This window comes from Geovibrio thiophilus (assembly GCF_004087915.1).
In the GTDB taxonomy this organism is placed as follows: domain Bacteria; phylum Chrysiogenota; class Deferribacteres; order Deferribacterales; family Geovibrionaceae; genus Geovibrio; species Geovibrio thiophilus.
The window spans coordinates 1412116-1437205 of record NZ_CP035108.1 but is presented as its reverse complement, the minus strand read 5'-3'; the positions used below and the strand labels follow the sequence as shown (position 1 = coordinate 1437205).

The following is a 25090-nucleotide window of genomic DNA, read 5'->3' as shown; positions in this document are numbered from 1 at the left end:
GGAGGAAGGTTTATTTTTACGGCAATAACTTCCCCCTTTAATAAAGGGGGATTGAGTGAGAATAGATACCAACAAGCCTGTTACATCTTTTGTAATCAGTCAGGGCAGACTCTTACAGACCGCCCCGGTGAAGCATGTTTAATTTTTTTCGTCGAGATACTTTTTAAACTCCTGAGAGACATTTTCCCTCTCAAGAAACTCCACAAGCTTGTTGATCCTGCTGATTACGTCCATATCCATGACGTGTTCCATACGACAGGCGTTCTCCTCTGCGTGGTCTTCGCTCAAGCCCACAACTGTCTTAAGGAACTTTTTAAGAACCTCATGACGGAGGAAGATGTTCTCAGCGTATTTTTCGCCCTCTTTTGTGAGGGTGATGAAGCTGTAGCGGTCGTAGTTAATGAATCCTTTTTCGGAAAGATGCTTGAGTGCGTTGGTTACCGACGACATCTTAACACCGAGCTTTTCCGAAATCTCTTTCGCTCTGGCAACGGGGTTTTCCTTTTGAAGCAGCAGAATGGTTTCAAGGTAATCTTCCATGCTGCCGGAAAGTTCTCTGTCTCTCATAAACACTCCTGCGTTTTTGTCTAACAAAGTTTAATACAGTCTAAAAAGAATTGAAAGCCAAATTATGTATATAGGTTCAAAAAAGTTTCATACGCCGGAGAAAATAAATTAATTAACATCTATTTGACATTTCTCTCACATTGACTCCACAGAATTAAAATATGTTAAATTGTTTTTCAAAGTGCGGCTTAAACCTGTTTCATAAGCCGGCGTCTTTGATATAATGATTTTAAGTATTCTCCACAGGCAATATGTACAGACTTCAAACCCTGCATATGCGGATGAATATAACATTTATGTTTGATGAAGGGGTGTTATATGTCACAGCAGCATGAAACTGATTATATCAGGCTTAAGGCTCTGATAGCGGAAATGGCAAAAGAGTGCGAAACCATGATCGAAGGCTCAGTAAAAAGCCTTGTTGATCGCAACAGCGATCTCGCGAGAGAAATCATCGCGTGGGATGACAAGGTAGACAACCTCGATATAGAGGTGGACGCCCTCTGCCGCAAGATACTTGCCCTGTACGAACCGAAGGCAGTGGATCTCCGCTTTGTCCTCACTGCCTCCAGAATTATTGTCGATCTTGAACGCATAGGCGACTACAGCGTTGATATAGCGAAGGAAGTATTAAGGCTGAATGAAATACCGCAGATAAAGCCGTACATTGACCTGCCTAAAATGGGCGAGGCATCCGCCGTTATGCTGAATGACGCCGTGAACGCCTACTTCAACAAGGACACCGGCGCTGCCTATCACGTCATAAAAAGAGACGATATAATTGACGGTCTGCACTCGCAGATAATCCGTGAGCTGCTCACCTACATCGCCGAAGACATCAAAAAAACAACAGGGGTAATATCCCTGATGCAGATAACAAGGTGCATAGAGCGCATAGCCGACCACGCAACAAACATAGCCGAGCTTGTCTATTTCATGGTGGAAGGAAAGATTGTACGCCACCAGAAACTGGACTGACGGACGCAGCATGCCTGACGGGTCTGCCCGCAGGCGTGCCGGAAAGGAGTCTATATGATAAAAATACTGGTAATTGAAGACCACGAGGAGATGAGCGACCTCATCAAATTCAACATGGAACAGAAAAACTATGAAGTAATCTGTTCCGCGGACGCTAATGACGGACTAATCCACCTCGAAAACTTCAGCCCTGATGTTATACTTCTCGATCTGATGCTTCCCGGGCTCAAAGGGATGGATTTCCTCAGCATAGTCCGCCATAACCAGAAATACATCCACATACCCGTAATAATAATCTCCGCTAAAAACACAGAGAACGACATAATCAAAGGACTGGAAAACGGCGCTGATGATTATCTCACCAAGCCTTTCAGCATGAATATTCTCGCGGCGAAGGTTAAGGCGATCCTCCGCCGTACACCCGCCATGGAAAACAAAATCATCTCCGAATCGGGCATTACCATCGACACGGTCAACTACACAGTAAAGGCGGACGGAGACGAAATAGTCCTCACCAACAAGGAATACGAGCTGCTTGTCACCTTCCTGCGCAACCCGAAAAGAGTCTTCACCAGAAACCAGCTCTTAAACGCGGTATGGGGATATGACACCGATGTATACTCCAGAACAGTGGACACTCACATATCCTCACTGAGAAAGAAGCTGGGAGATAGGGGGAAAATCATCAAATCAGTACCGAAAATAGGCTACCGCGCCGATACATGAGGCTCTTCGTCAGCATCTTTTTCACCATATTCGTTCCTGTCACTTTAGTGCTGATGCTTACTCTGCACTATTCCGGCAGGCTGGCGGAAGATGCTCTGACTGCGCCTCACGCCCACGAACTCAGAGGCAAAAGCGAAATCCTCTCAGAGAACCTCACCGAAACCGAAGCGTCGGAGCATAACCGCAGAACCCTTGACTACAACTTCCGGCTGATTCTTTTATCAGTCGCCACGTCCGGTCTTATATCTTTTCTTCTGGCGGGCAGAATTTCCGTTCCCATGCGGAAGCTCGCCCAAATCGCCGACCGGATAGAAGCGGGGGATAAAAACATAAACTTCCCTGTTTTCGGCGACAAAACCATGTCAAAAGTCTCAGACATCTTTCACCGTATGTACAGTTCAATGACAAAAAAGCAGAATGAGCTTGAAAACGAACGCCACAAACTCCAGCATGTTTTCACTATCCTCAACGAAGGAATCATTCTTCTGGACACATCATACAGAATAAAGCACTTCAACCGGAAGGCAGTGGAACACTTGGGCGCCGAACTGACCCTCGGCAGGAATATTGTGGATTCCGTCAACAATATGGATGTAATAAGCTTTATAAGCAGGATTCTGGAAAAAACAGAGGACAGCATACATCACCTTGAACTGAGACAGAAGATGTTCGATGTTCATGTGCGCTATCTCGACAATGAAATCCTCATAGTTCTCTACAACATAACCGAACGAACCCAGTATGAGGACTTTAAAACTGAACTTATCGGCAACATTACCCACGAGCTCAAGACTCCTCTTGCCATGATTATGGGCTATGCGGAGACACTTCTCGGCAACACCTCGGTGGATAAGAAAAACCTTGAGAAGTTTCTCACTATCATCCACAGCAACTCAAAACGGCTGAATAATATAATAAACGACATTCTGGAGCTCCACAGGCTTGAGCATATTCCGGATGGGTTCAGTGTGGACGAACCTTTGCAGCTTGATTCCGCATTGGCGGAGATTGAAGAACGGTACGAGGGATTTGAAATAAAAACAGTTCTCAATGCGGATTGCACGGAAGTGCCTGTGCTCAGAGAGCATTTTATGACACTGCTCACAAACCTCACTGACAACGCACACAAATACAGCAGCAGCAAAGTCATAGAGATAAACGTAAGCAGAAAGGATGATGAAACGGTGATACGTGTATCGGATGAGGGTCCCGCCATTCCCGATGAGGAAAAGGAACGGATATTTGAACGCTTCTACACTGTAAATAAATCTAAAAACAGAAACCTTACCGGCACAGGTCTCGGTCTGTCAATAGTTAAGCACATTACAGGGCTTTACGACGGCTCAATCACATTGGAGAAAAATAAAAAAGGCGGCAACACCTTTGTCGCCACCCTGTTTGAAAGACCCGCCAGAACTATTGAAGAGGAAGAAGCCTAAGCCTCTTTATCCCCCTTAACCAGAGACACGACAATACCGGCAGCGAGTATGGCAAGAGTTACACCAAGACTCACTGCCGGAGGAATTTTCACCAGATGCAGCATCTCGGAAACAAAAATCTTAGCGCCTATGAATATCAGCACAACTGAAAGAGCGTACTTGAGGTAGTGAAACTTTGAAATCACTGCTGAGAGGGCAAAATAAAGCGACCTCAAGCCGAGAATAGCGAATATGTTGCTGGTGTAAACAACGTAAGCGTCCGTTGTGATGCTGAACACCGCAGGCACGGAATCAACGGCGAAGATAACGTCGGCAATCTCAATGAAGATAAGCGCCATCAGAAGCGGCGTAGCATACAGAAACTTATGCCCCGTTCTGGGATTCGTGCGGTATATAAGAAAGCTGTGCCCGTGAAAATCTCTTGTCACTCTTATCCTTTTGCGGATGAACCTCAGCACCGGATTTGCGCCTATATCAGCTTCGTCCTCCTGCTTAAACAGCATCTTCACGCCGGAGTAAATAAGGAAAGCGGCAAACAGATAAAGCACCCACTCAAACTCGCTGACCAGCTTAGCGCCGACACCTATCATTATTCCACGGAGGACTATGACTCCGAGAATACCCCAGAAAAGCACTCTGTGCTGGTATATTCGGGGTACGCGGAAGTAGGAGAAAATCATCGCTATGACAAATATATTGTCCATAGCAAGGGTCTTTTCCACCACAAAACCGGTGAGGTATTCAAAGGCTTTTTCCTGCCCGAGAATTTTGCCTACCCAGAGACTGAAAAGAAGACCTATGCCTATGTAAAACACAGACATCAACAGGCTTTCCTTAACGCCTATCTCATGATCCTTCCGGTTGAAAACACCCAGATCAAGAATAAGAAGGAACAAAACAACAGCCAGAAAAACAAGCCACATCCACACAGGTTTGTGAAGAAAATCGGAAAAAAGGAACGCATGTAAGGTATTCACAGAACATCTCAGCCCCATGATTAAGGTTCCGAACGGAACATACCGACATCGCATTTCGGGGACAAAATGCCAGAGGGGCCCGGTACGAAGATTATTATAATATGAATTTTGCGGATTGCAAGGACGGGAGGAGAAAATTTTTCGGAATCAATTCCCGTCCATAATATTCACATGCCTGTCGCCGGAGGGACGCCAAGCGGGGGAGATAACGCTGGAACCCTTGCGGCGGCAGTTCAGCACTGAACCGAACTGGAGAGTGCGTTCACCGTATTTAGTGTTGATCTCGTCCATCACCGAATACAGTCCTTCCCAGTTTTTGCCGCTGTCCTCTATATTGTAAAGGGTCACGCAGTCCGGCACAAGGCTTGAGATGCACACTCCCAGAAGCCTTATATCCTTGCCGTTCCAAAGCTTATCGAAAACCTCCAGAGCTTCGGCATATATATGATGTGTGGCGGATGTGAAAAAAGGTATAGTATGCGCCTGAGAAAAAGTGCCCATATCGGGATAGCGTATGGTTACAGTAATGGTTTTGCCGGAATACCTGAGCCGCCTCGCCCTTGAAGACACCATGTCCGAAAGCTGAAGCAGATAGCCCGCCGCTTCTTCCCTTGTTGAAATATTCTCCGGCAGTGTGAGGCTGTGACCGATGGATTTCATCGGTTCCTCTTCTGTCTTCACAGCGGAAGTATGTTCTCCGCAGGCAAGCCCGTAAAGGTAACCCCCGTTAACGCCGAATATCTCCACCAGCCTTTCCCTGCCCATTGCCCGCAGATCCGCAGGAGTGAAAACGCCCATATCCGCAAAGCGCTTCGCCAGCCTCCGCCCTATTCCCCAGAAGTCCTTCAGGCGGAACCTGTCCAGAAACTCGATCGCCTTATCATTTTCGACGCAGTAATAGCCGTCCGGTTTTTTAACTCCGCTCGCCATCTTCGCTATGAACTTGTTAGAACCCGCACCTATTGAGCAGGTTATGCCGAAGTTTTTCTTAACAAAGCTTTTTATCATATAAGCCGCGTCCTGCGGGGCTATTCCCGTACCGCTGATGTCCAAAAACGCCTCGTCAATGGAGTAAGGCTCCACACAGGGAGTGATTTTATATAAGAATGCGGTTATTTCCCTTGATACATAAGTATATTTTCTGTTGCGTGCCGCCACAACTGTCAGAAAAGGACAGACCTTCAGCGCCTCGTATTTGCTCATGCCTGTTTTAACACCGTATTTGCGGGCTTCATATGAAGAAGTCACAACAACAGTGCGCTCCTTCGCCCCGACAACGGCGATGGGCTTTCCGCGCAGAGCCGGATTTGAAGCCTGCTCAACCGATGCGAAAAAAGCATCCATATCCATACAGAGAATCATGACGCCTGATCCATGGCGACCAGATACCAGCAGACTTCCACGCTGCTGAACATGATCTCAAATATGTTGAAACCGTCAGTCACGGTAAATTTGTATATAACATCCGTTCCCTCGCGCTCTTTCCATTTGTAGCAGACTTCCTTAATCAGCACCTTTTCCCCGTGCAGACCAAACCATACAGGCTTCGGAAATCCGCCGTCAAAAACAGCGCCGACACGGATCTTTTCATGAATATTTAATATCATAATTTCCTTTAAAGAAGCGGAGAACCATATCCAGAATACCGATCACCTCAAAATCATCCCCGTCATGAACGGGAATAATGGGATAATCATCATTTTCCGGCACAAGGAACATGCCGTCCCTGTTTCTGCGGAAAGTTTTCAGGGTAATCTCTCCGTTCAGGCGGAATGCGCCTATTTTGCCGTTATCGATGACCGGACTAGGGCGAAGAAGAGCAAAATCACCGTCCAGAATCCCCTTGTTCTTCATGCTGTCTCCCTCCACACGGAGGAAAAAGGAATCAGACCGGACAAGGTCTTTCACGGAGATATAACCTTCGAGGTTCTCCTCTGACATAACAGGCATGCCCGCTTTGATTCGCCCTATTATGGGTATGGAGTGCCTTCTGGAAAGCTCTATACCTCTGGCGGAGGAGGACGCGCGGCGGATAAAGCCGCTTTCCGCAAGCCTGTCCAGCATCTTTTTGACGCTCGCAGTGGACGAGAGCTTCAGCCCTTCGCCTATCTCCCGCATGGAGGGCGAATACCCTTTTTCTTCAATGAAGCTTTCGATAAAATCCAGAAACTGTTTCTGCCTTTTTGTCGGTTCTGACATATAAACAACCTCCTATTTAATAACATCAAACTGCACATCCTGTCAGTTTGATGTACACGCTCGCGCCGCAGTAAATGCGGCTTCGCTTCGCACGGCGCAGCCCCCTTACATGGGTCTGTATATCCCTGCTTATTCAGAGACTGCTTCGTCGCTTCAGCTCCTCGCAGTGACACAGTAATGCGTCATTGCGAACCCTGAAAGGGTGAAGCAACCTCTCATTCAATAACATCAAACTGCACATCCTGTCAGTTTGATGTACACGCTCGCGCCGCAGTAAATGCGGCTTCGCTTCGCACGGCGCAGCCCCCTTCCATGGGTCTGTATATCCCTGCTTATTCAGAGACTGCTTCGTCGCTTCAGCTCCTCGCAGTGACACAGTAATGCGTCATTGCGAACCCTGAAAGGGTGAAGCAACCTCTCATTCAATAACATCAAACTGCACATCCTGTCAGTTTGATGTACACGCTCGCGCCGCAGTAAATGCGGCTTCGCTTCGCACGGCGCAGCCCCCTTCCATGGGTCTGTATACGTCACATGGAGCAACAAGAGCAAACAAGTGTTCGCCTTTATGAATAATAGACCTTCAAAACCGAAAAGTCAAAAAAAATTACACTATCGGGTAACACATAATAAAAAATATGTAGCATAACTCTTTTACTCAGAGACAGATAAACATAAACATATGTTTAAAACAGTTTTAATCTCTTCTAAAATCATTGACAGCCTATTTTAAATTTGTTAGACACGACTATATATCTGTGCAGTATTATTCACCATTGCAACATGTTGAAATAAAGGGGAATTTTTATATTTCTGGAAATCAGGAATTATTAACACCACACGATTTAAGGAGAGAATTATGAGGAGAATACCGTTTGCGGCGGCGATATGTTTATTTTTTATAAACACCACAGCCATGTCGGAAACACTGATGCAGGACACGATTTATCTTGAGGAAGTCACAGTGTCCGGCGCAGTGGAAGACGATCTGAAATCATCGGAAGCGAAAGTCGTTGAAAAAAAGAGAAGCAACAACATAGCGGACTTCCTTGCTAAAGACCCCGAAATCAACCTCACCAGAAAAAGCAGCGTGGGTGACGGAACAAACACCCTGACCATCAGAGGTCAGAGCAGCGAGAGAATACAGGTCAATATTGACGGAGTAAACATGAACTCCACAGGCAATATAGGCGCAGGGTACATAGACTTCAACATGCTCCCTCTCGATAACATAGAAAGGATCGAAGTTATCAAAGGCGGCAGCTCCGCAGAATACGGCAACGTAATAGGCGGTGTTATCAACGCATACACGGCGCACCCCACATCAAAACCCAAGGCGAGCATTTACGCCACAATGGGCGGCTGGGACGAAGCGGATGATTTTTACAACATACGCGGCAGCTACTCACAGATGTTCGGCAACTTCGGCGTAAGCCTCGGCATGAGCCGTCAGGAAGCCGATGAATATTTCAAGAACAGTGATTACAAGGTAACCCACATAGCCCCTAAGTTTTTTCTCAGACTGCCGTGGAAAGCGGAGCTCACCGCCGGAGTGGATTATACAAAATCACGCAGGGGTATGATAATCGCAAACGTGCCCGGCACTGCTGATTATGATTCAGACTTTCCGACAATTGAAACCTCAGACGGATTCGCAGGCGGCGGCGGACCGGACATGACCCCGAACGAGGGTGCATATCAGGAAAAGGAACGGTTCATCTACAACGCAGCCTACACTCAGGACATCACCGACAACGCTTTTTTTGAGCTCAGCGCATACAAGGTATACGAAGACAGAACGGATAAAAACTTCGCCGCCAAAGACAGCAATAACGGACTTGTGCAAGACGGTGACGTGATATACGAACGTGAGCTGGAGATGGACAGAAGCTACGGTTTCAAAGCCAAAACAGAAGTGAAAATAAGTGACCATACAGTCCTCTTCGGCGCCGAACGCAAAAACCTTCACGGCGGAGAAACCGACATCAAAGTCAGTATAAATCCTAATAACGGCAACCAGCAACGTGCCCTCGGCAAAACGGACAGCAAGCAGGAAATCATAACAGACGGAGTGTTCCTTGCGGATTCATGGGATATAAACAGCATGTTCACCCTTGATCTCGGCGTAAGGTATGACACATACGAAACCGAAAACTTTACCCACAATTTTGACGACAGCAAGCTTTCGCCCAAGGCAGGGCTGACTTACACCATAACCCCGCAGGATAAGGCGGCAGTTTATATGTACCAGAGCTACAGGATACCCACCATGCCGGACACAGTGCATTACGCTAACGGAGACGCTGTGGACGAGCTCAGGGACAGAGGCATAAAACCCGAAGAGGTGAACGCTCTGGATTTCGTGTACAGGCATGATTTCAGCGGCAAAGGCTTCGTCAAGTTCTCCGCGTGGTACTATGACATTGATAACTACTCCATAAGAAGAACCATCCCCACTACAGCCGATCCCGCAACAACAGTAAACGCTCAGTACAACGTGGATAACGCCGAATTTATCGGCACATCTCTCGGCGGCGAGTACAAGGTTCTTTCAAGCCTTACCCTCAATGCGGGAGTGTCTTATCAGAAATCTGAAAAAAGCGGTGATCCCACGGACAAGGATTTCAGCTCATCATCAGACGAGGTTGACAATATACCTGAATATAAAGGCAATGCCGGATTCGTTTGGAAAATCACCGACAAGCTCACCTTCGACATGGGATTGAACTACATAGGCGAGCGCCCCAAATATGAGGATGGAAAAAAGAAAACTCTTTCATCATACACTCTTGCGGATGCGAGCATAGCTTACGAAGTGGTAAAAAATACCGTTCTTGAGGTTTATGCGGACAACATATTCGACAAAAAGTACGAAGAGGCATCCGGTTATGAGTCAATGGGATTCAACGCGGGCGCAAGTGTAAGATGGACATACTGATATTTAAACCATTTTAATAAATACAAAAAAGAGTATAATACGAAATCAGGCACGGGTAACACCGCGCCTGATTTAAATTATGAACAGAGAGGCGGACTATGGATATTCAAAGAAATGCGGATCCGAAAAAAGCTGAGATTATGTGGGACAAACGTGCATCTGATTACCCCAGATACAGCAGTTCCGAAGATACCTTTGAGGCAAAAGTATTAAGAATGGCAGAGGAGGCGGGAGTAAACCTGTCGGGACTGCGAGTTCTTGATGTCGGCAGCGGCAGCGGAAAATATACGCTCAGACTGGCGAAAAAGGCGGCAAGCGTGACCGCTGCGGATATATCAGGCGAAATGCTCCGCATATTGAGAGAGGACGCGCAAAAGGAAGGCATAACCAACATCACAACCGTTCATACGGACTGGGAAGGCTTTGACTCGGGAAACGAAAAGTTTGATATGGTTTTCTGTTCCACCACCCCTGCGGTGCGCACTCCGGAGGATTTTGCCAGAGTGACGGAGCTCGCCGGAAAATTCGTTGTATACCTCGGCTTCGCGGGGAAAAAGGATTCTGAAATAATGAACCGGATCTACGCAAAGTGCGGGATAACTCCTAAAAGATTCAACGACACTCCTGTCCTTAAAAAATGGTTGGATGAAAAGGGTCTGACTTATAAATCGGCACAAATAGACCATATGTGGGAAAAGCGTGTTACCGCTGAAAACATGAAACGGCAGTGCATGGACTTTCTCTCCGGATATGACGCTCCGAACGCTGAGAAAACAGTCTCGGAAGAAGTTGATGAAATCACCGATGCCGAAGGCATGGCGACTGATAAAACCCATGCGCTTCTTGAACTTATAATCTGGAATACAAAATAATTTATTTTTTTGCGGAACAAAAAATATTTTTGTGTTATAAAATTTAATATGCGTAACACGAAATGTTTTATATTCAAAAAAACTGTTATTAAAAAGGAACTGGCAGTATGAAGGGAAGGCTGCTTTTCTGGCTTGGTCTTGTCTGTCTTCTCGTTCTGTTTGTTCTTTTCGGACTTAAGCACGGCGCATTGCGGAGCACATGGGGTCAGACCTTCTCGGCTCTCTTTATGCGCGGTGAATATGAAGATCTCGAATATTTCATATGGCATCTGCGAATGCCTAAGATCCTTGCCGCACTCGCTGTGGGCGGGGCATTATCTGTCAGCGGAGCAATACTCCAGAATATACTGAACAACCCTCTCGCCTCCTCCTTTACCCTCGGGCTTTCCCAAGGTGCGGCGTTCGGAGCCGCGTTTGCCATAATCATCCTCGGTGCGGGCTCGATGGTTCACACAGGCAGCGGGCTTATCTTCGGTAATATGGGGATGATAGCCGCCGGAGCCTTTTTCGGCTCAATGCTCGCATCTCTTATCATACTTCTGTTTTCGTTCGTAAAAGGTATGTCTGCGCAGGGGCTGATTCTTGCGGGTGTCGCCATGTCTGCCTTTTTCAGCGCATGCACTATGCTTTTGCAGTATTTCTCCACAGATAACCAGCTTGCCGCCACAGTATTCTGGACATTCGGTGATCTGGGCAAGGGCGGCTGGGGCGAAGCGATAACCGTTCTCATAGTAACGGCGTTCGGCATTCTGTTCTCATTCCGTTTCAGCTGGGACTACAACGCCATGCAGTGGGGTGAGCTCCATGCGGCGGGTCTCGGGGTTGAGGTCAAAAAAATACGCATATACTCATTGATAATAACATCGCTCATGGCGGCGTTCGCCACGGCTTTTTACGGAGTAATAGGCTTTGTAGGACTGATAGCGCCTCATATGGTGCGGCTGATGTTCAGGCACACGGGACACGGATTTCTGATTCCGGCATCCGCCCTGCTCGGCGGAGTTTTTCTGCTGGGCGCTGACCTGCTGGCACAGCTTGTGTTTTATCCCCTGACGCTCCCTGTGGGGGTGATAACAGCCTTTACGGGAGTTCCCATGTTTCTGTTTCTGCTTATGAAGAGGTCCGTCAAATATGGTCAGGGCTGAAAATATCTCCTACACGCTGAAAAGCGGAAGAAAAATACTTGATAATGTCTCTTTCAGTCTGAAAAAAGGCGAAATCTGCGGAATAATAGGTCCGAACGGAGCTGGCAAAACCACGCTGATGAAGATTGTGGCGGGTGTGCTGAAGGCATCGTCAGGCAGTGTTTATGTGGGCGGCTGCTCTGTAGCCTCAATGAAGCGCAATGAAACAGCAAGGAGAATCGCCTACCTGCCGCAGACTGCTCACGCTGTTCCGTGCAGTGTTTATGAATCGGTGCTCATAGGCAGAAAGCCGTACATGACATGGCACCCGAAGGCGGAGGATCACTGCATGGCGGAAGATGTTATAGGCGAACTGGACATAGGGCACATGAGGGAAAAATGCGTCACGGAGCTCAGCGGCGGAGAATTTCAGAAAACACTGATAGCAAGGGCGCTTGTGCAGAATGCCGATGTGCTTATGCTGGATGAGCCCATAAACCATCTGGATGTGAAGAATCAGGTGGAGATAATGGAGACTGCGAAAAATATAACAGAGCGCAGGAATCTTGCCACTATCATAGTACTGCATGATCTTAACCTTGCCGTGCGCTATGCGGACAGGATACTGCTGCTGGAAAACGGCTCAACCCTGTATTTCGGCGGTAAAAACGAAATCAGCGAGGAGCACCTCAGCACAGCATACAAGATCCCCATAGCAATCAGGAATATAAACGAAAAAAGCTTCGTGCTTTACTGAGCGGGAACACAGTTCCAGTTTACGAAGGCAAATTCCACATCCGAGGGGATTTTTCTTTTTTCTTTATACAGTCTCGACGTTTCCGCAGCGGCTGCTTTCAGGGATTCAGGCGTAAAGCTCTTCAGCGGGCTGAGAGCCTGCGGTGCGTAGTTCAGAATATCGTACCTGTATTTCATGATCATTTTGGCTGATTCATCGTCAGCGCTTGAGGCGGTTATGTCGCCTGTGCAGACATAGGCAAGCCCTGAGCCGTCTGTAAAAAGCTTCACGCCTCTGAACAGAATAGTGTTTATGCCGCTGTCCTTGCTTTTTTCAACGGAGGAGAAGCTGCCCTTACCCGCCGTCTCCTGAAATGAGTCAAAATCTGAATCTCTGCCCATAAATTTACTTGTATAATAAATCATTCCGAACGCCAGTATAAACAGCGTAAGGGACATTATCATGTAACGTATTGATTTCATAAACCACCTTCCGATTTTAAAAAAAACTCTTTCAGAGTTCCTTCACCCTTCGGGTTCAGGATGACGTATCAGAAAAAACATTCCGAAACCGTCATTCTGAGCAGAGCGAAGAATCTGTATAATAATAAAAAATTCTCCTTCCATGGGAATTTTTTATACACGCTCACGGGCGGATAAACCGCCCTTCGCTGCGCACGGCGAAATCCCATCCATGGGATTTATTTAAGTCATTCTGGGCAGAGCGAAGAATCTGTATAATAAAAAATTCTCCTTCCATGGGAATTTTTCAGCTTTTCAACGCGTCCACGGGCTTAACTTTTGCGGCGAGGGACGCAGGATACGCTCCGGCGATTACGCCTATGAGCAGTGAGGAAACAAACGCCGCCGCACCGCCCGTGGTGCTGAAAGCAAACGGCAGCTTCCCTGTTGCGAAAACCGCATAACACACAAGAAACCCGAAAGCTCCGCCCAGAAACCCGCCGCAGAGCCCTATAAATGCGGATTCGCCCATAAACTGACGCATTATATCCCGCCTGCGCGCGCCCACTGCCCTGCGTATGCCGACCTCCTGTCTGCGCTGACCGACAATGAGCAGCATTATGGAGAATATGCCCAAACCGCCGATGAGATAGCTCACGGCGGCGGTGATGTTGCCCAGAAAGCTCACTATGTTAAGAGCCTTTGTGCGCATCTCCATCATATCAGAAGGAGAGATAATGTCAAAATCATCCTCCTTACCTGCTGTGATTTTATGGTTTCGCCTCAATACGTTCTGAATTCCGGCAGTTACCTGAGCCTCGTCCTCATATCTGTACATCTGCACCATTATGCCGTCCACATAATCCACGTTGGTAATGCGCTTCATGTGCGTGTTCAGCGGCATAACCAGCACATCGTCAAGGCTCGCTCCGGTGAGATCCGTTCCCATAGGCTCCAGAACACCCGAAACAATGAACGGCACACGGTATATGAGAATTGTTTTACCCACCGGATCAGTGCTTCCGAAAAGCTTGGTCTTCACCTCGGAGCCGATGACGCAGACCCTGTTCATGTCTCTGTTGTCCGTATCGGTAAACATGCCGCCGTTTTCGATGACAAGGTTTTTAAGCCTGAATCCGTCCGGCGTGACTCCCGTCGCGCTGGTGCTCACGGTGGTTCCGCTGTAGGTTACAAGAGCTGTACGCATGGTAAAGGCTTCCGCCGCCTTAACACCGCTTACCTCGTCCCGTATGTCCCGCAGGTCTGACGGCTTGAGGGATGTGGATTGGTATATCACCTGTGTTGATGCTCTGCTGCGGATCTTGCCCGCAACAACTGTCAGTGTGTTTTCACCGAATTTATCTATCTCCTCACGCACCTTTTTTTCCAAAGATGCGGTGAGGCTTGTCACCAGTATAACAGCGAAGGTTCCGAGCAGCACGCCCGTTACCGCCAGAGCAGTGCGAACCTTGTACGCACGGAGAACATCCAGAACGATTTTGAAAGTAAGCAGGTACCTCAACTTATCTGCTCCTTATAGCGTCAATAGGATTAACGGAAGCCGCCCTGCCCGCAGGAGCCGTGCCGAAGACTGCGGCAATGAGTATGGAGACAGCCAGCGCCGCGAAAAATACGCCGAGGGAGATCTCTGCTGTGAATATGCCGAAGCCTGAAACCGCCTTAGCCCCCAACGCGCCGAGAACAAAACCGATAAGTGCGCCGAGAACGGTTATTATCCCGAACTCAAGGATGAACTGCCTGAAAATATCCGACTTGGTAGCCCCGAACGCCCGCCTTATGCCTATCTCCTTTGTGCGCTCCTGCACGGATATAAGGAACATATTCGCCATTACAAAGCCGCCCACGGAGACTGTGAGCAGTGTCATTATTCCGATGAAAACCATTATCGCCCCGCTGACCGCTAAGAAGAACTTCATTATCATGTCGGGACTTATTATCATAAAATCGCTGTCCTGATCGTCGGCTATGTTGTGGCGCATGCGCAGGAAGCTCTCAAGCTCCTCCGCCCTTTGTTTCAGGTTGCCTATGTCCTCAAAGCTCACTCTCAGCATCATTATATGCTTGTACTGACCGGAGATGCGCTTCATAACAGATGACATGGGCATGATGAACCTGTCGTTCATGTCGCCCCGCATTCCCATGAGGGAGACCGGCTTAAGCACGCCTATCACCTGACAGTAAAAGCTGTTTACTTTCACATATTTGCCGATCGGATCATCGGATTCATCAAACAGTGTCCTCTTCACGGTGTCGCCCAGAACGCAGACGTTCGCCGCGGATTCCTGATCAACGGGCAGAATATCCCTGCCGGAAACAAGCTCCCATGACTCCATGTCCGTGTATGCTGTGGGTGTTCCTATGACAAAGGCTCTGTGATGCTTATCCCTGTATGAAATTCTGGTACCGGCGCTGGGCAGAAAGGGATGTACGCTGTAGGCGGTGGGAAAAGCGTCCTTAACCGCCTGCACATCCTCCACTGTGATTGTCATGGAGCGGAAACCGTGTCCGGCAACGTTCCTGCCGCCGCCGAAAACCATGACGGTATCCGGTCCGAAGGTGCCTATCAGTTCGGTTACGGATTTGTAGGCGCCGTTGACCACGGCAACGACAAGCGTAACCGCCGCAATCCCCAGACCTATGGCGAAAACGGAAAGAAAGGTTCTGAGCCTGTAGGAGATAACTCCCTGAATAGCCTCAAAAAAGATATTTATAAATTTTTTCACTCAGCCGCCGTTTTTGTCTTTGTCCAAATCGTACTGCTTTATCTTACGGTGAAGATAGGTTCTCTCAATGTCCAGAGTCTTAGCCGATTTGCTTATGTTCCATGTGTTATTCTTTAGAACATTCAGAAGGTAATATTTCTCAAAATTTTCTTTGGCGTGCTTCAAAGTGTAGCTGAATTCTATGTCATACTTAACGGGTTTTTCCGGCGCACCCAGAAGGAACGAAGGAGCGTCATCAACCGTGAGCGTGTCCTCATCCGCAAGAACCACCATACGCTCCACTATGTTTTTAAGCTGGCGCACGTTTCCCGGCCACTCAAAGCGGGTGAAGGCGTTCATAAGCTCATTGTCTATCTTTCTGAGAGGCATACCGTTCATGGAGCATGCCTCCCTCATGAAGAAGCTCACAAGGGACGGAATGTCCTCACTGCGCTCTCTCAGGGGCGGCACAACGAAGGGAACAACATTTATACGGTAATACAAATCTTCACGGAAGTTGCCCGCCTTTATCTCTTCTTCAAGGTTTTTGTTGGTGGCGCAGATAAGCCTGAAATCAGAGCTGATAAGCTCGTTGCCGCCAACCCTCGTAAACTGGCTGGTTTCAAGAACACGGAGCAGCTTCGCCTGAGCCGCAAGCTCCATGTCGCCTATCTCATCCAGAAAAACGGTTCCGCCGTCAGCCATTTCAAACTTGCCCTTTGTGGTAGCGTGGGCACCTGTGTATGAGCCTTTTTCGTGACCGAACATCTCGCTCTCTATAAGGTCGGACGGTATGGCGGCGCAGTTTATCTCCACGAAGTTCTTCTTATCACGCTTGCTGAGCATATGGACAAGCCTTGCCACATGCTCCTTGCCTGTTCCGTTCTCTCCGGTGATCATCACCCATGCGTTTGTGGGGGCTATTTTCTCTATTTTCTTCCTTAATTCAGCCATGCGGGTGGAGGTGCCAATGAGATCATATCGTTTCAGCGTGTTAAACTTGTATTCCCGCAGGTCGTGTATCAGCCTGAGCTTATCCTCAAGGTGCTTGACAATCAGCACTATGCGCTCAAGGGAGAGGGGTTTCTCAAGGAAGTCCCAAGCACCGAAGCGGATAGCCTCCACGGCGTTCTCGATGTTGCCGTGCCCGCTTATCATCACCACTTCTATTTCGGGGTAGTAGCGTTTTATCTCCTTCAAGCCCTCTATGCCGTCCTTGTCGGGCAGCCATATATCCAGAAAGAGGAAATCGTACATCTGGCTTTTGAGCTTTTCATACCCTTCGGAGAAGGTAAGGGCATAATCCACCTCGTAGCCCTCATCCTCAAGAATGCCCTGAATCGTTGTACATATATTCTTTTCATCATCAATAATAAGCGTCTTCACTTTCATACCCCTTTGGGCAGCTCCAGAATGAATCTGGTGTATTCGTCCTGCCTGCTTTCCACTGTAATTGTTCCGTTGTGCTCGTCAACAATCTTCTTCACAATCGCAAGCCCCAGTCCGGTTCCCTCGGCTTTTTTGCTGAAATAAGGCACAAACACCCTGCCAATGTCCTCAGGAGCTATGCCCGCCCCGTTGTCCTCAACGGTTATGCGGCATATACCGTCTGTCTCAGCGGCGGAAAGAATAATTCTGCCGTTTTTGCCTATGGCGTGTATGGCGTTATTCAGCAGGTTGTAGAAAACACGCTTGAGCTGGTTTCTGTCTGCGTTTATGCGGCAGTCACGGCTTTCGTAAACAAATTCAATATCAGGGTGTGACTGACAGTAAAAATCCGTCACCTCATCAAGCAGATCTCCCAGATTAAAAATCCCCTTTGTGAGATCCGGAAGACGGGAGAAGGAGTTGAACTCGTTCACCATATTCTGGAGCTCGTTCACCTCGGTTATAATCGTGTCCATGCTGCTGTTGACAAGCTCGCCCTCAGAGCCCTCAAGGGTTTTGCCGAGACGTTTCTTCACTCTCTCTGCGGTAAGCTTTATGGGTGTGAGCGGGTTCTTTATTTCATGGGCGATTCTGGTTGCTATCTCCCGCCAGATGTTCATACGCTGGTTCTGAATGATGTCCGTGAGGTCGTCAAGCACCATCACCACGTTTTCCACATCCGCGTCGGCACCGAAAAGCTTGGTTATGGTCACTGCGAAGGTGCGCAGATCATCCCCCACCGAGAGCTCGGTCTGGAAGTGTTTTGAAGCCCTTGTGCTGAGCATGAACTCCCTGAGCTCGTTCATAACATTATTCTCGAACGAATCAGGATTGTTTATCCTCAGAGCTTCGGCGGGGTCATTGTATTTCAGCGGATGCAGGGTTTCGTCAAAAAGAACAATCGCTGACTTAACGTTCTTGAAAACCGTGTCTATATATTGGTTGTCCTTTGCGATCTGCATGAACATTTCGGCGAGTTTCTCGTTTTTGAGATTCAGTTCCTCGTTATGTTCCTTGAGCCTTTTCACCATATCGTTGAAGGCTCCGGTGAGTACGCCGACTTCATCATCCCCCACTGATTCCAGTTTGACGTCAAGATTCCCTTTGGAAACACTCAGTGACGCCTCGGCGAGTTTTTCCAGAGGCTGCGTGATCCCCTTTGAGAAGATGAGACTTCCCCATATGCCCGCAAACACCACAAGGAGTGTCATAAGCACAAGAAGAAGCTTGTATGAGTTTTTCACAGGCTCGGCGAAAAACTGTGTCTGGCTGTAGTTGTTGTATGAATCGAGTATTTTGGAAACCTTTTCAGCCTCGTTCGCCGGAACCTTGCGGTATATGAAGACAGCGCCCAGAACAATATTCTCATTGTTTTTTGAAACAACCGGATGTCCCACCCAGTAGATCTGCTCATAGCCGAAAAACTCATAACGGGCGACCCTCTGCTTGCCGAGAATCTCATCCACAACATCACCGTTTACGAAGGAGAAGAAGAAGAACCCTCCCTTCTCCTCGGAGCTTATTTTCGTCTGCTGATTGTTGTATACGGCTATGCCGTCTATCTGGTTTTTTGCGGAGTATTCCTTTATGTAGGCGTCCAGCTCCTTTTTATGCCTTGTCTGCATGAAATCACGATCTGATATGATCTGAGAAAGGGTGCTGCTCTGCTCTATTATGTCCTGCTCAAGTCTGTTCTGATACTTCTGCATCAGATCTATGGAGCTTTTCAGCGCCTGCTCTATCTGCGCGTCGAACCATTTATCTATACTTTTATTTATGACAGTGCTTGAAAACGCGAAAACTATGAAGACCGGAATAACGGTGAGTAAAACGGAAAACATTACCAGCTTGCTTTGAAGCCGTGCGCCGAAAATGTTCTTTTTCCGTTCCGCCAGCATCTTGCCGAGATTTCGGAATATAAGTATGAAAACAACGAGAAGAAGAATTATGTTTATGTTGATAAGAAGAAAGATCGATACGTTGGAGTACCACGGAAATCCGGTGTTGACTATGTTTGAGCCGGCAGCGAGATTCACCGCCGCAAGTGCGGCAAGCAAAAGAGCATAGAGCCCCACCCGCTTGAGAGTAAACTTGCCTTTAAGCAGCATCAGCTTGGTTTTACGCTCTGAGAATCCGAACATCCCTGCTCTATTTTTCTAAAAGCTCATCAAGAGCTCCGGAGGTAATGGAAGGTGAATCTTCCTTCTTCCGCGGCTCAGGCTTGGGCTTTTCGCTGTCAAAGTCGAATGTGAGATCATCAAGGGTCAACGCGCCCGCTTCGACCGCTTCTTCCCTGCCTGACGGTTCCTCTTTTTCGATGATTATCTCAAGATCATCAAAAAGATCGTCAATGCCGCCCTTGGGCTCGTACTGTTCGCTGACAGCCTGCGGAATGTCCTGAGTCTGAGGTTTAATCTCTATATCACCGAATATTTCAGCCTCGTCAAAATCTTCATCAACATGCAGAATCATCCCATGCACGGGTTTGCTGTGCTCCTCCTCATGCTCGGGTTCTTCAATCCCTGTTTCACTTTCGATAAAACCGTTCTGACTGCTCTCCCCTTCGGAAGAGGCGAATTTATCCAGATCAAGCCCTTGATCCTCTGACGCGGAGGGCACGCTCACAAACGAATCCAGATCAAACTCGGAAGTGACTATGGAGAAGTCATCCGTTTCCGGCTCGGAAGGAATTTCAACCACGGGCTCAGGCACCGGCTTCTTTTTACCGGAGGGAATCGAATCCATAAGGGAAAATTCCAGAATGTCGTTCACTTCGGGATCATCAGTATGGTCGAAGGAGTCTATGGAAAGCACGTTCGCTTCCCTGCCGCTGTCTACAGGATCGGGTGATTTTCTGCCGTAGAGTTCGTCATCTATCCTTTGGGCGCTTTCCTTATCTCCCGCTCTGGCATATGCCTCACGGAGAAGGTCAAGCACCTGATGCTTCATGTCCATAGCCTGCGCCTTCTCAACGATAGTGCGCATACTTTCAAGAGTGTCTGTGCTGTTCATCTCACCGATGAACTTAAAGCACATTTTGGCGAATGAGTAATCCAGCACGGCATCGGAGACTGAGGCTATTTCAGTGAGTATCTGCCCGAAGCTGTCCCCGTGCCCTTCCGCCACTGCGTTTTCAAGCAGATATGAATAAATCTCCGGCTTGGGGTATTTCCTTTTCAGGCGCACAAAAAGCGGCACAAGGGAGCTGAGCTCGGCGCTGCTCACTATTTCGGCAAAATACGCTTTGTCAAAGTTCTTTTCCAGATGCTCGGCGATAATGTCTGTGAGGGAAGAAATCTTATCGGGGTTTGACTTTATGTATCCGGGCAGATGTTTTATGTAAAGCTGGCTGTCCGCTTCTGTCTCAATGGCGCAGTTTATGAAAAGAGTGAGATCCGCAGAGTCAATCTTTTTGAGGGCAAGCCCCTTTTCTGCGGTCAGCCGCACTTCATTTGATGAACCGTAGCGGCGCATAATATCAATCAGCACCGCAATATCGGACGAATGAGCGGATTTTACAGAAGTGAGCCTGCGCACTATGCGGTCGGTTTCCTGCACGAAGCCGCGCCTTGTTTTGGCTTCGAGAAGCGCAGTGAGTATATTTATCTGCTCCCTTACGAGAGCCTTCTGTCCGTAAAGCTCGGAAAGCTTTTCCTGATAGCTTTCCTTATCCGGATAGTTACGGATGATTTTTTTCACCAAGGCTATGGATTTATCGAGATAGTTTCCGCCTTCAAACTTCTTCAGGAGCGCATCGTACACCTCAAGGCATTTTTCCTTGTCCCCCGTCATGCAGTAGGCATCACCCATGAGATTAAGCGCCTCAAAGTTGTCCGGCTGTGAGGAGAGAATATCCCCGCACGCTTTAACTGTCTGCTTGTAGTTTTTTTTGGAGTAGAAGGACATGGCGTCCTGAAAAGTTTTGTCTTTTCTTCCGAAAAAAAGCATTATCTTATCCCGAGAAATCTGTGTATTTGAGGACGGTAAAACATTTCGACCCCTTCCTTTGAGAATATCACCTGAACCGTGTCTATTCTATTAAAATCCGCCTTATTATCCACCGATTGGGCAAAAACTTCCGTCACACCCGCACTGTGGAGAACACCCGCCGCCTCGGCGAGTTCGTCTTCCGTGTTATTATCGTCAAAAACCGCTTTCAGATAAAACTTTTCTTTACCGAGAAATTTAAGAACGGGAAGCAGTTTCGCCAGATTTTCCCGCCAGTCCGCACGGCAGAGCTTAACATCTATGCTGAATATATCAAAGACAGGCTTGAGGGCTTTCAGTTCGGCGTGTCTGTAGCCGGAGGTTTCAAGGAAGAGTTTGCAGCCCGCCTGTTTAAAGAGAAGAGCGGTTCCCTTGAGAAACCTGATCTGTTCAGTCGGCTCCCCGCCGGTGAAGGATACGGAATGAAAAAGGCTTAAATCAGCCCCTGCGCACACGGCAACGAAAAACTCCTCCGGTGTTACGGGGTTTTTGAATGGTTTGCCGTACACCTCAAAGCTTTCCGGCGTGCCGAACTCAGTGTCGCAGTATTCGCACCCCACGGAGCATCCGGCAAGACGGACGAAAAGCTGACGGGCGCCTGCGTAAAAACCTTCACCCTGAACGGAGTGAAAAACCTCGTTTATTCTGCCCTTATTCCCAGTATTCCGCAGCCGCATTATCGCTCTCCCACACAACAACCCTTTCAACCATTGAGCCGAAGTTTTCCTTCAGCCTGTCGTAGATGTATCTGCACATATTCTCGCTGGTGGGGTTAACGGTTTTGAAGTATTCCAGCTCATTGATATATTTATGGTCAAGCCCGTCGAGAATTTCGTTGAGATGCTTCTTAAGCACCTTGAAATCCACAAGCATCCCTATCTTATCCAGCTTGTCGGAAGCGAGATACGCCTCAACCTTCCAGTTGTGCCCGTGAAGATTTTCGCAGTCACCTTCGTATTCTCGCAGGTTGTGAGCGGACGCAAAACTTTTTATAACTCTTACCCTGTACATTTTTTCAGCTCCGTAATTTCTTTTGCGGAAAGCCTTTTCAACTCTCCGGCTCTTAGTCCGTCTATGTTTATATTGCCTATTCTCACCCTGAGCAGCCTTGAGACCCTCAGTCCGAAGAAGCGGAAAATCTCACGTATCTGCCTCTTTTTCCCTTCGGTGAGTATCAGACGGAAATGCCCCGCCTTTATCCTCTCCGCACCGCAGGGGAGATAACGCATCTCATCTGTGCTGAGCCCGCTGCGTATCTGCTCAAGGTCGTCCTCACAGAGATCACCGTTAACCCAGACAAGGTATTCCTTCTCCGCCTTAAACTCCGACTTCTGGAGCCTCAGAATAAGGTCACCGTCGTTGGTAAAAATAATAAGACCTTCGCTGTCATAGTCAAGTCTGCCGGAGTAGGCGAGCTTTTTTTCTCTCAAATAAGGAATCTCTTCCAGAGTTTCCTTGCCCCTTCCGTCGCCGTAGGCGGTGAGCATTCCCCGTGGCTTGAAGAACCTGTAATACTCAAGCTCACTCAGGGTTACAGGATCACCGTCCAGCTCTATATTGTCCGTTTCCGAAACCTGAACGCCCAGCTCGGTTACCTTTTCGCCGTTTATGCGGACAAGCCCGCTTTCGATAAGCCTGTCCGCCTCGCGTCTGGAAACACCGCAGTTAGCTGAGAGAAATTTATTGAGTCTCACTGTCATCCGCCGCTCTGTTTGAGTTCCTGCCACTCACGGAAAGTGGGCATCTCGGAAAGGTCATTCATGCCGAAGTATTCCAAAAACTGCTTTGTCGTTACATAAAGAAGCGGTCTGCCCGGAACATCCTTCCTGCCAGCCACCTTTATCAGGTTGCGGTCGAGCAGATATTTCACCGTACCGGAGGAGTTGACGCCCCTTATTTCGTCTATCTCAAGCCTTGTCACAGGCTGCTTGTACGCAATTATCGCCGCTGTTTCAAGGCTTGCTCTGCCCAGCGCGTCGGACTTTTCGCCGAAGTGCGGGCGAAGTTCCTCAACCAAGGAACTTTCCGTAACAAGCTGAAAGCCGCCTGAGACCATGCGGATCTTAAGTCCGGTATCCAGCTTATTGAACTCTTCTGCGTATTCCAGAAGCCTGTTTTCAAGGTTCACGGGTTCAAAAAACGCACGGAAGAACCTTTTCTCCAGCGGAGTGCCGGAAAGAAAAAGGGAAGCGTAGAAAATCTTCTTTTCCCGTTTGTTATCCATCCTTCTCCTCCGTTTTCTCAATTAATATTTCGCCGAAGTTTTCGTTTTGAGATGCGTTGGCGACTTTGTTTTTCAAAAGGTCAAGAATCGCCAGAAGCGAAACTGCGACCTCCTTCCTGCTTCCGCAGGAGCGCACTATATCGCTCCAGAACATGCGTATTTTCTTTGTAACAAGGCTTTTAAGCCTCGCCACAACCTCTTTGAAATCCACAATGTTCTTCTCCACCACCATTCTGGTTTTTCTTTCCTTCGTGGTGAGGTCAAAGAAGGAATCCGCAAGCAGAAACGGGTCTTCCGTGTCCGCCCGCTCCTTGGCGATAAAAACCGTGTCTGTTCTCATGAGGAACTTGGATGATTCCTCTTCGCTTTTTCTCAGGAAGAGCGAAACATCCTTGTAGAAGGAGTATTCCACAAGCTTTTGAGTAAAAAGATATTTTTCTTCTTCCGGATCAAGTTCCTCCTCAAAGAAACTGTCTCGGGGGAGAAGCATCCGCGATTTGAGATACACAAGGTATGACGCCATGTTTATAAAATCCGAAGCGACTTCTATATCAAGCTGCTCCATCCTTTTAACAGCGGTGATGAAGCTTTCGGTAATGATCGCTATGGGAATGTCGTAAATGTTCAGCTCGTTCTTATATATGAGGTGGATCAGCAGATCCAGCGGTCCCTCAAAGTTTTCCAGTGAAACGTCAAGAAGCTCGCTGCTCATATTTTTATGGCTTCACGCACCCTTTCCATAAGTTTGCCCGCCTCCTCGTTCGCTTTCTTCTGCGAACCGCTGAGGAACTCGTCCATATCCTTTATCTCGGCGTCAAACTTGCGCCTGCGCTCCTGAATTGGTTCAAGAAAGGCTCTGATATGCTTGATAAGTATCATTTTGCAGTCCATGCAGCCTATACCGGCTCTCCTGCATTCGGTCATGATGTATGCCTTCTCCTCTTCCGTGGAGAAAACCTTATGATAGTCAAATACCGGACAGACTTCCGGATCGCCCGGGTCTGTCCTGCGCTGGCGGCGGGTGTCGGTCTTCATGCGTTTGAGCTTCTGCTCCACTTCGTCAAGGTCTTCGGACAGCATGATAGCGTTGCCGTAGCTTTTGCTCATCTTGCGTCCGTCAAGCCCGGGAAGCTTCGGTACTTCGGTGAGAAGCCCCTCCGGCTCCACAAACACATCGGCATTATAAAGGAACTGAAAGCGGCGCACTATCTCACGGGCTATCTCAAGGTGAGGGAGCTGGTCAAAACCCACGGGCACATAGTTAGCGCCGTAGATTATTATATCCGAGCTCATAAGCACGGGGTAACCGAGAAAACCGAGGTTTGAAAGATCTTTATCAGTGATTTCCTGTTTAATCTCCTTGTATGTCGGGCATCTTTCCAGCCAGCTCACAGGGGTAATCATGGAGAGCAGGAGAAAAAGCTCCGCATGGTACAGGTTTTTGGACTGAACAAACATTGTCGCCTTTTCGGGGTCAATGCCTGAGGCGAGCCAGTCGAGAACGAGCTCACGCCTCATTTCTATGATATTTTCGGGATTTTCGTAATTGGTAGTCAGCGCGTGCCAGTCCGCGACGAAGTAAAAGCATTCGTGTTCGTCCTGAAGCTTCACCCAGTTTTTGAGCGCGCCGAAGTAGTGTCCTATATGGAGTTTGCCCGTGGGGCGCATTCCGCTTAAAACTCTTTTCATCTATTTTTACCTCTTATCAAAT

The 25090-nt window shown here is 48.1% G+C and carries 24 protein-coding genes; 7 read left to right on the top strand and 17 right to left on the bottom strand.

What is annotated here, in order from left to right:
• Positions 1-138: 138 nt before the first annotated feature.
• A complete protein-coding gene (locus EP073_RS06835; protein ID WP_128466410.1) occupies positions 139-567 on the bottom strand; it encodes a metal-dependent transcriptional regulator in 429 nt (142 codons plus the stop codon).
• A 318-nt stretch (positions 568-885) separates the two neighbouring features.
• Here EP073_RS06835 and phoU point away from each other — a divergent pair, with 318 nt between their 5' ends.
• Genes phoU through EP073_RS06820 form a run of 3 tightly spaced genes read left to right on the top strand, consistent with a single transcriptional unit; the run spans position 886 to position 3710 of the window.
• Positions 886-1545 (top strand): phosphate signaling complex protein PhoU, encoded by a 660-nt coding sequence (gene phoU, locus EP073_RS06830; protein WP_128466409.1) that lies wholly within the window; start codon positions 886-888, stop codon positions 1543-1545.
• Between the two features lie 54 nt (positions 1546-1599).
• Entirely contained in the window at positions 1600-2271 is a 672-nt protein-coding gene (locus EP073_RS06825; RefSeq protein WP_128466408.1) for a response regulator transcription factor, read from the top strand.
• Positions 2268-3710: a HAMP domain-containing sensor histidine kinase gene (locus tag EP073_RS06820; RefSeq protein ID WP_128466407.1), complete on the top strand. Its 1443-nt coding sequence runs from the start codon at positions 2268-2270 to the stop codon at positions 3708-3710. The genes EP073_RS06825 and EP073_RS06820 overlap by 4 nt, the downstream gene beginning before the upstream one ends.
• Here EP073_RS06820 and EP073_RS06815 read toward each other — a convergent pair.
• The 4 genes from EP073_RS06815 to lexA all read right to left on the bottom strand — a co-directional run bounded on the left by EP073_RS06815 (position 3707) and on the right by lexA (position 6886).
• Positions 3707-4633, bottom strand: a complete 927-nt coding sequence (locus EP073_RS06815) for a TerC family protein (RefSeq protein WP_347338913.1) — start codon at positions 4631-4633, stop codon at positions 3707-3709. The genes EP073_RS06820 and EP073_RS06815 overlap by 4 nt on opposite strands.
• Before the next feature lie 201 nt (positions 4634-4834).
• On the bottom strand, positions 4835-6049 hold the full coding sequence (gene dinB / locus EP073_RS06810; RefSeq protein ID WP_128466405.1) for a DNA polymerase IV: 1215 nt from the start codon (positions 6047-6049) through the stop codon (positions 4835-4837).
• The gene (locus tag EP073_RS06805) at positions 6046-6294 is read right to left on the bottom strand and encodes a hypothetical protein (protein ID WP_241654065.1); all 249 of its coding nucleotides are present in this window, start codon (positions 6292-6294) and stop codon (positions 6046-6048) included. Before EP073_RS06805 ends, dinB begins: the two co-directional genes overlap by 4 nt.
• Positions 6275-6886, bottom strand: coding sequence for a transcriptional repressor LexA (gene lexA / locus EP073_RS06800; protein WP_128466404.1), 612 nt, complete (start codon positions 6884-6886; stop codon positions 6275-6277). Before lexA ends, EP073_RS06805 begins: the two co-directional genes overlap by 20 nt.
• Before the next feature lie 859 nt (positions 6887-7745).
• Here lexA and EP073_RS06795 point away from each other — a divergent pair.
• The 4 genes from EP073_RS06795 (at position 7746) to EP073_RS06780 (ending at position 12577) form a co-directional block, all read left to right on the top strand.
• Positions 7746-9824, top strand: coding sequence for a TonB-dependent receptor (locus EP073_RS06795; RefSeq protein ID WP_128466403.1), 2079 nt, complete (start codon positions 7746-7748; stop codon positions 9822-9824).
• A 98-nt stretch (positions 9825-9922) separates the two neighbouring features.
• On the top strand, positions 9923-10696 hold the full coding sequence (locus tag EP073_RS06790) for a class I SAM-dependent methyltransferase (protein ID WP_128466402.1): 774 nt from the start codon (positions 9923-9925) through the stop codon (positions 10694-10696).
• 107 nt (positions 10697-10803) lie between these two features.
• Positions 10804-11841, top strand: a complete 1038-nt coding sequence (locus EP073_RS06785) for a FecCD family ABC transporter permease (RefSeq protein WP_128466401.1) — start codon at positions 10804-10806, stop codon at positions 11839-11841.
• A complete protein-coding gene (locus tag EP073_RS06780) occupies positions 11828-12577 on the top strand; it encodes an ABC transporter ATP-binding protein (protein ID WP_128466400.1) in 750 nt (249 codons plus the stop codon). The genes EP073_RS06785 and EP073_RS06780 overlap by 14 nt, the downstream gene beginning before the upstream one ends.
• Here EP073_RS06780 and EP073_RS06775 read toward each other — a convergent pair.
• From EP073_RS06775 to trpS, 12 genes are all read right to left on the bottom strand, one after another.
• Positions 12571-13038, bottom strand: a complete 468-nt coding sequence (locus EP073_RS06775) for a hypothetical protein (RefSeq protein WP_128466399.1) — start codon at positions 13036-13038, stop codon at positions 12571-12573. The two genes, EP073_RS06780 and EP073_RS06775, sit on opposite strands and share 7 nt — an antisense overlap.
• A gap of 286 nt (positions 13039-13324) precedes the next feature.
• Positions 13325-14539 (bottom strand): ABC transporter permease, encoded by a 1215-nt coding sequence (locus EP073_RS06770; protein ID WP_128466398.1) that lies wholly within the window; start codon positions 14537-14539, stop codon positions 13325-13327.
• A gap of 1 nt (position 14540) precedes the next feature.
• Entirely contained in the window at positions 14541-15761 is a 1221-nt protein-coding gene (locus tag EP073_RS06765) for an ABC transporter permease (RefSeq protein ID WP_128466397.1), read from the bottom strand.
• A complete protein-coding gene (locus EP073_RS06760) occupies positions 15762-17132 on the bottom strand; it encodes a sigma-54-dependent transcriptional regulator (RefSeq protein ID WP_128466396.1) in 1371 nt (456 codons plus the stop codon).
• Positions 17129-19309 (bottom strand): sensor histidine kinase, encoded by a 2181-nt coding sequence (locus tag EP073_RS06755; RefSeq protein ID WP_241654064.1) that lies wholly within the window; start codon positions 19307-19309, stop codon positions 17129-17131. Before EP073_RS06755 ends, EP073_RS06760 begins: the two co-directional genes overlap by 4 nt.
• Before the next feature lie 7 nt (positions 19310-19316).
• The gene (locus tag EP073_RS06750) at positions 19317-21116 is read right to left on the bottom strand and encodes a tetratricopeptide repeat protein (protein ID WP_128466395.1); all 1800 of its coding nucleotides are present in this window, start codon (positions 21114-21116) and stop codon (positions 19317-19319) included.
• Positions 21116-21832 (bottom strand): 7-carboxy-7-deazaguanine synthase QueE, encoded by a 717-nt coding sequence (locus tag EP073_RS06745; protein WP_128466394.1) that lies wholly within the window; start codon positions 21830-21832, stop codon positions 21116-21118. Before EP073_RS06745 ends, EP073_RS06750 begins: the two co-directional genes overlap by 1 nt.
• Entirely contained in the window at positions 21807-22166 is a 360-nt protein-coding gene (gene queD / locus EP073_RS06740) for a 6-carboxytetrahydropterin synthase QueD (protein WP_128466393.1), read from the bottom strand. The genes EP073_RS06745 and queD overlap by 26 nt, the downstream gene beginning before the upstream one ends.
• Positions 22154-22849: a pseudouridine synthase gene (locus EP073_RS06735; RefSeq protein WP_164885297.1), complete on the bottom strand. Its 696-nt coding sequence runs from the start codon at positions 22847-22849 to the stop codon at positions 22154-22156. The genes queD and EP073_RS06735 overlap by 13 nt, the downstream gene beginning before the upstream one ends.
• Positions 22850-22851: 2 nt before the next feature.
• Positions 22852-23379, bottom strand: a complete 528-nt coding sequence (scpB, locus tag EP073_RS06730; RefSeq protein ID WP_128466391.1) for an SMC-Scp complex subunit ScpB — start codon at positions 23377-23379, stop codon at positions 22852-22854.
• Complete coding sequence (locus EP073_RS06725; protein WP_128466390.1) at positions 23372-24091, bottom strand: segregation and condensation protein A; 720 nt, start codon at positions 24089-24091, stop codon at positions 23372-23374. The genes scpB and EP073_RS06725 overlap by 8 nt, the downstream gene beginning before the upstream one ends.
• Positions 24088-25068: a tryptophan--tRNA ligase gene (gene trpS / locus EP073_RS06720; protein ID WP_128466389.1), complete on the bottom strand. Its 981-nt coding sequence runs from the start codon at positions 25066-25068 to the stop codon at positions 24088-24090. The genes EP073_RS06725 and trpS overlap by 4 nt, the downstream gene beginning before the upstream one ends.
• Positions 25069-25090: the final 22 nt, after the last annotated feature.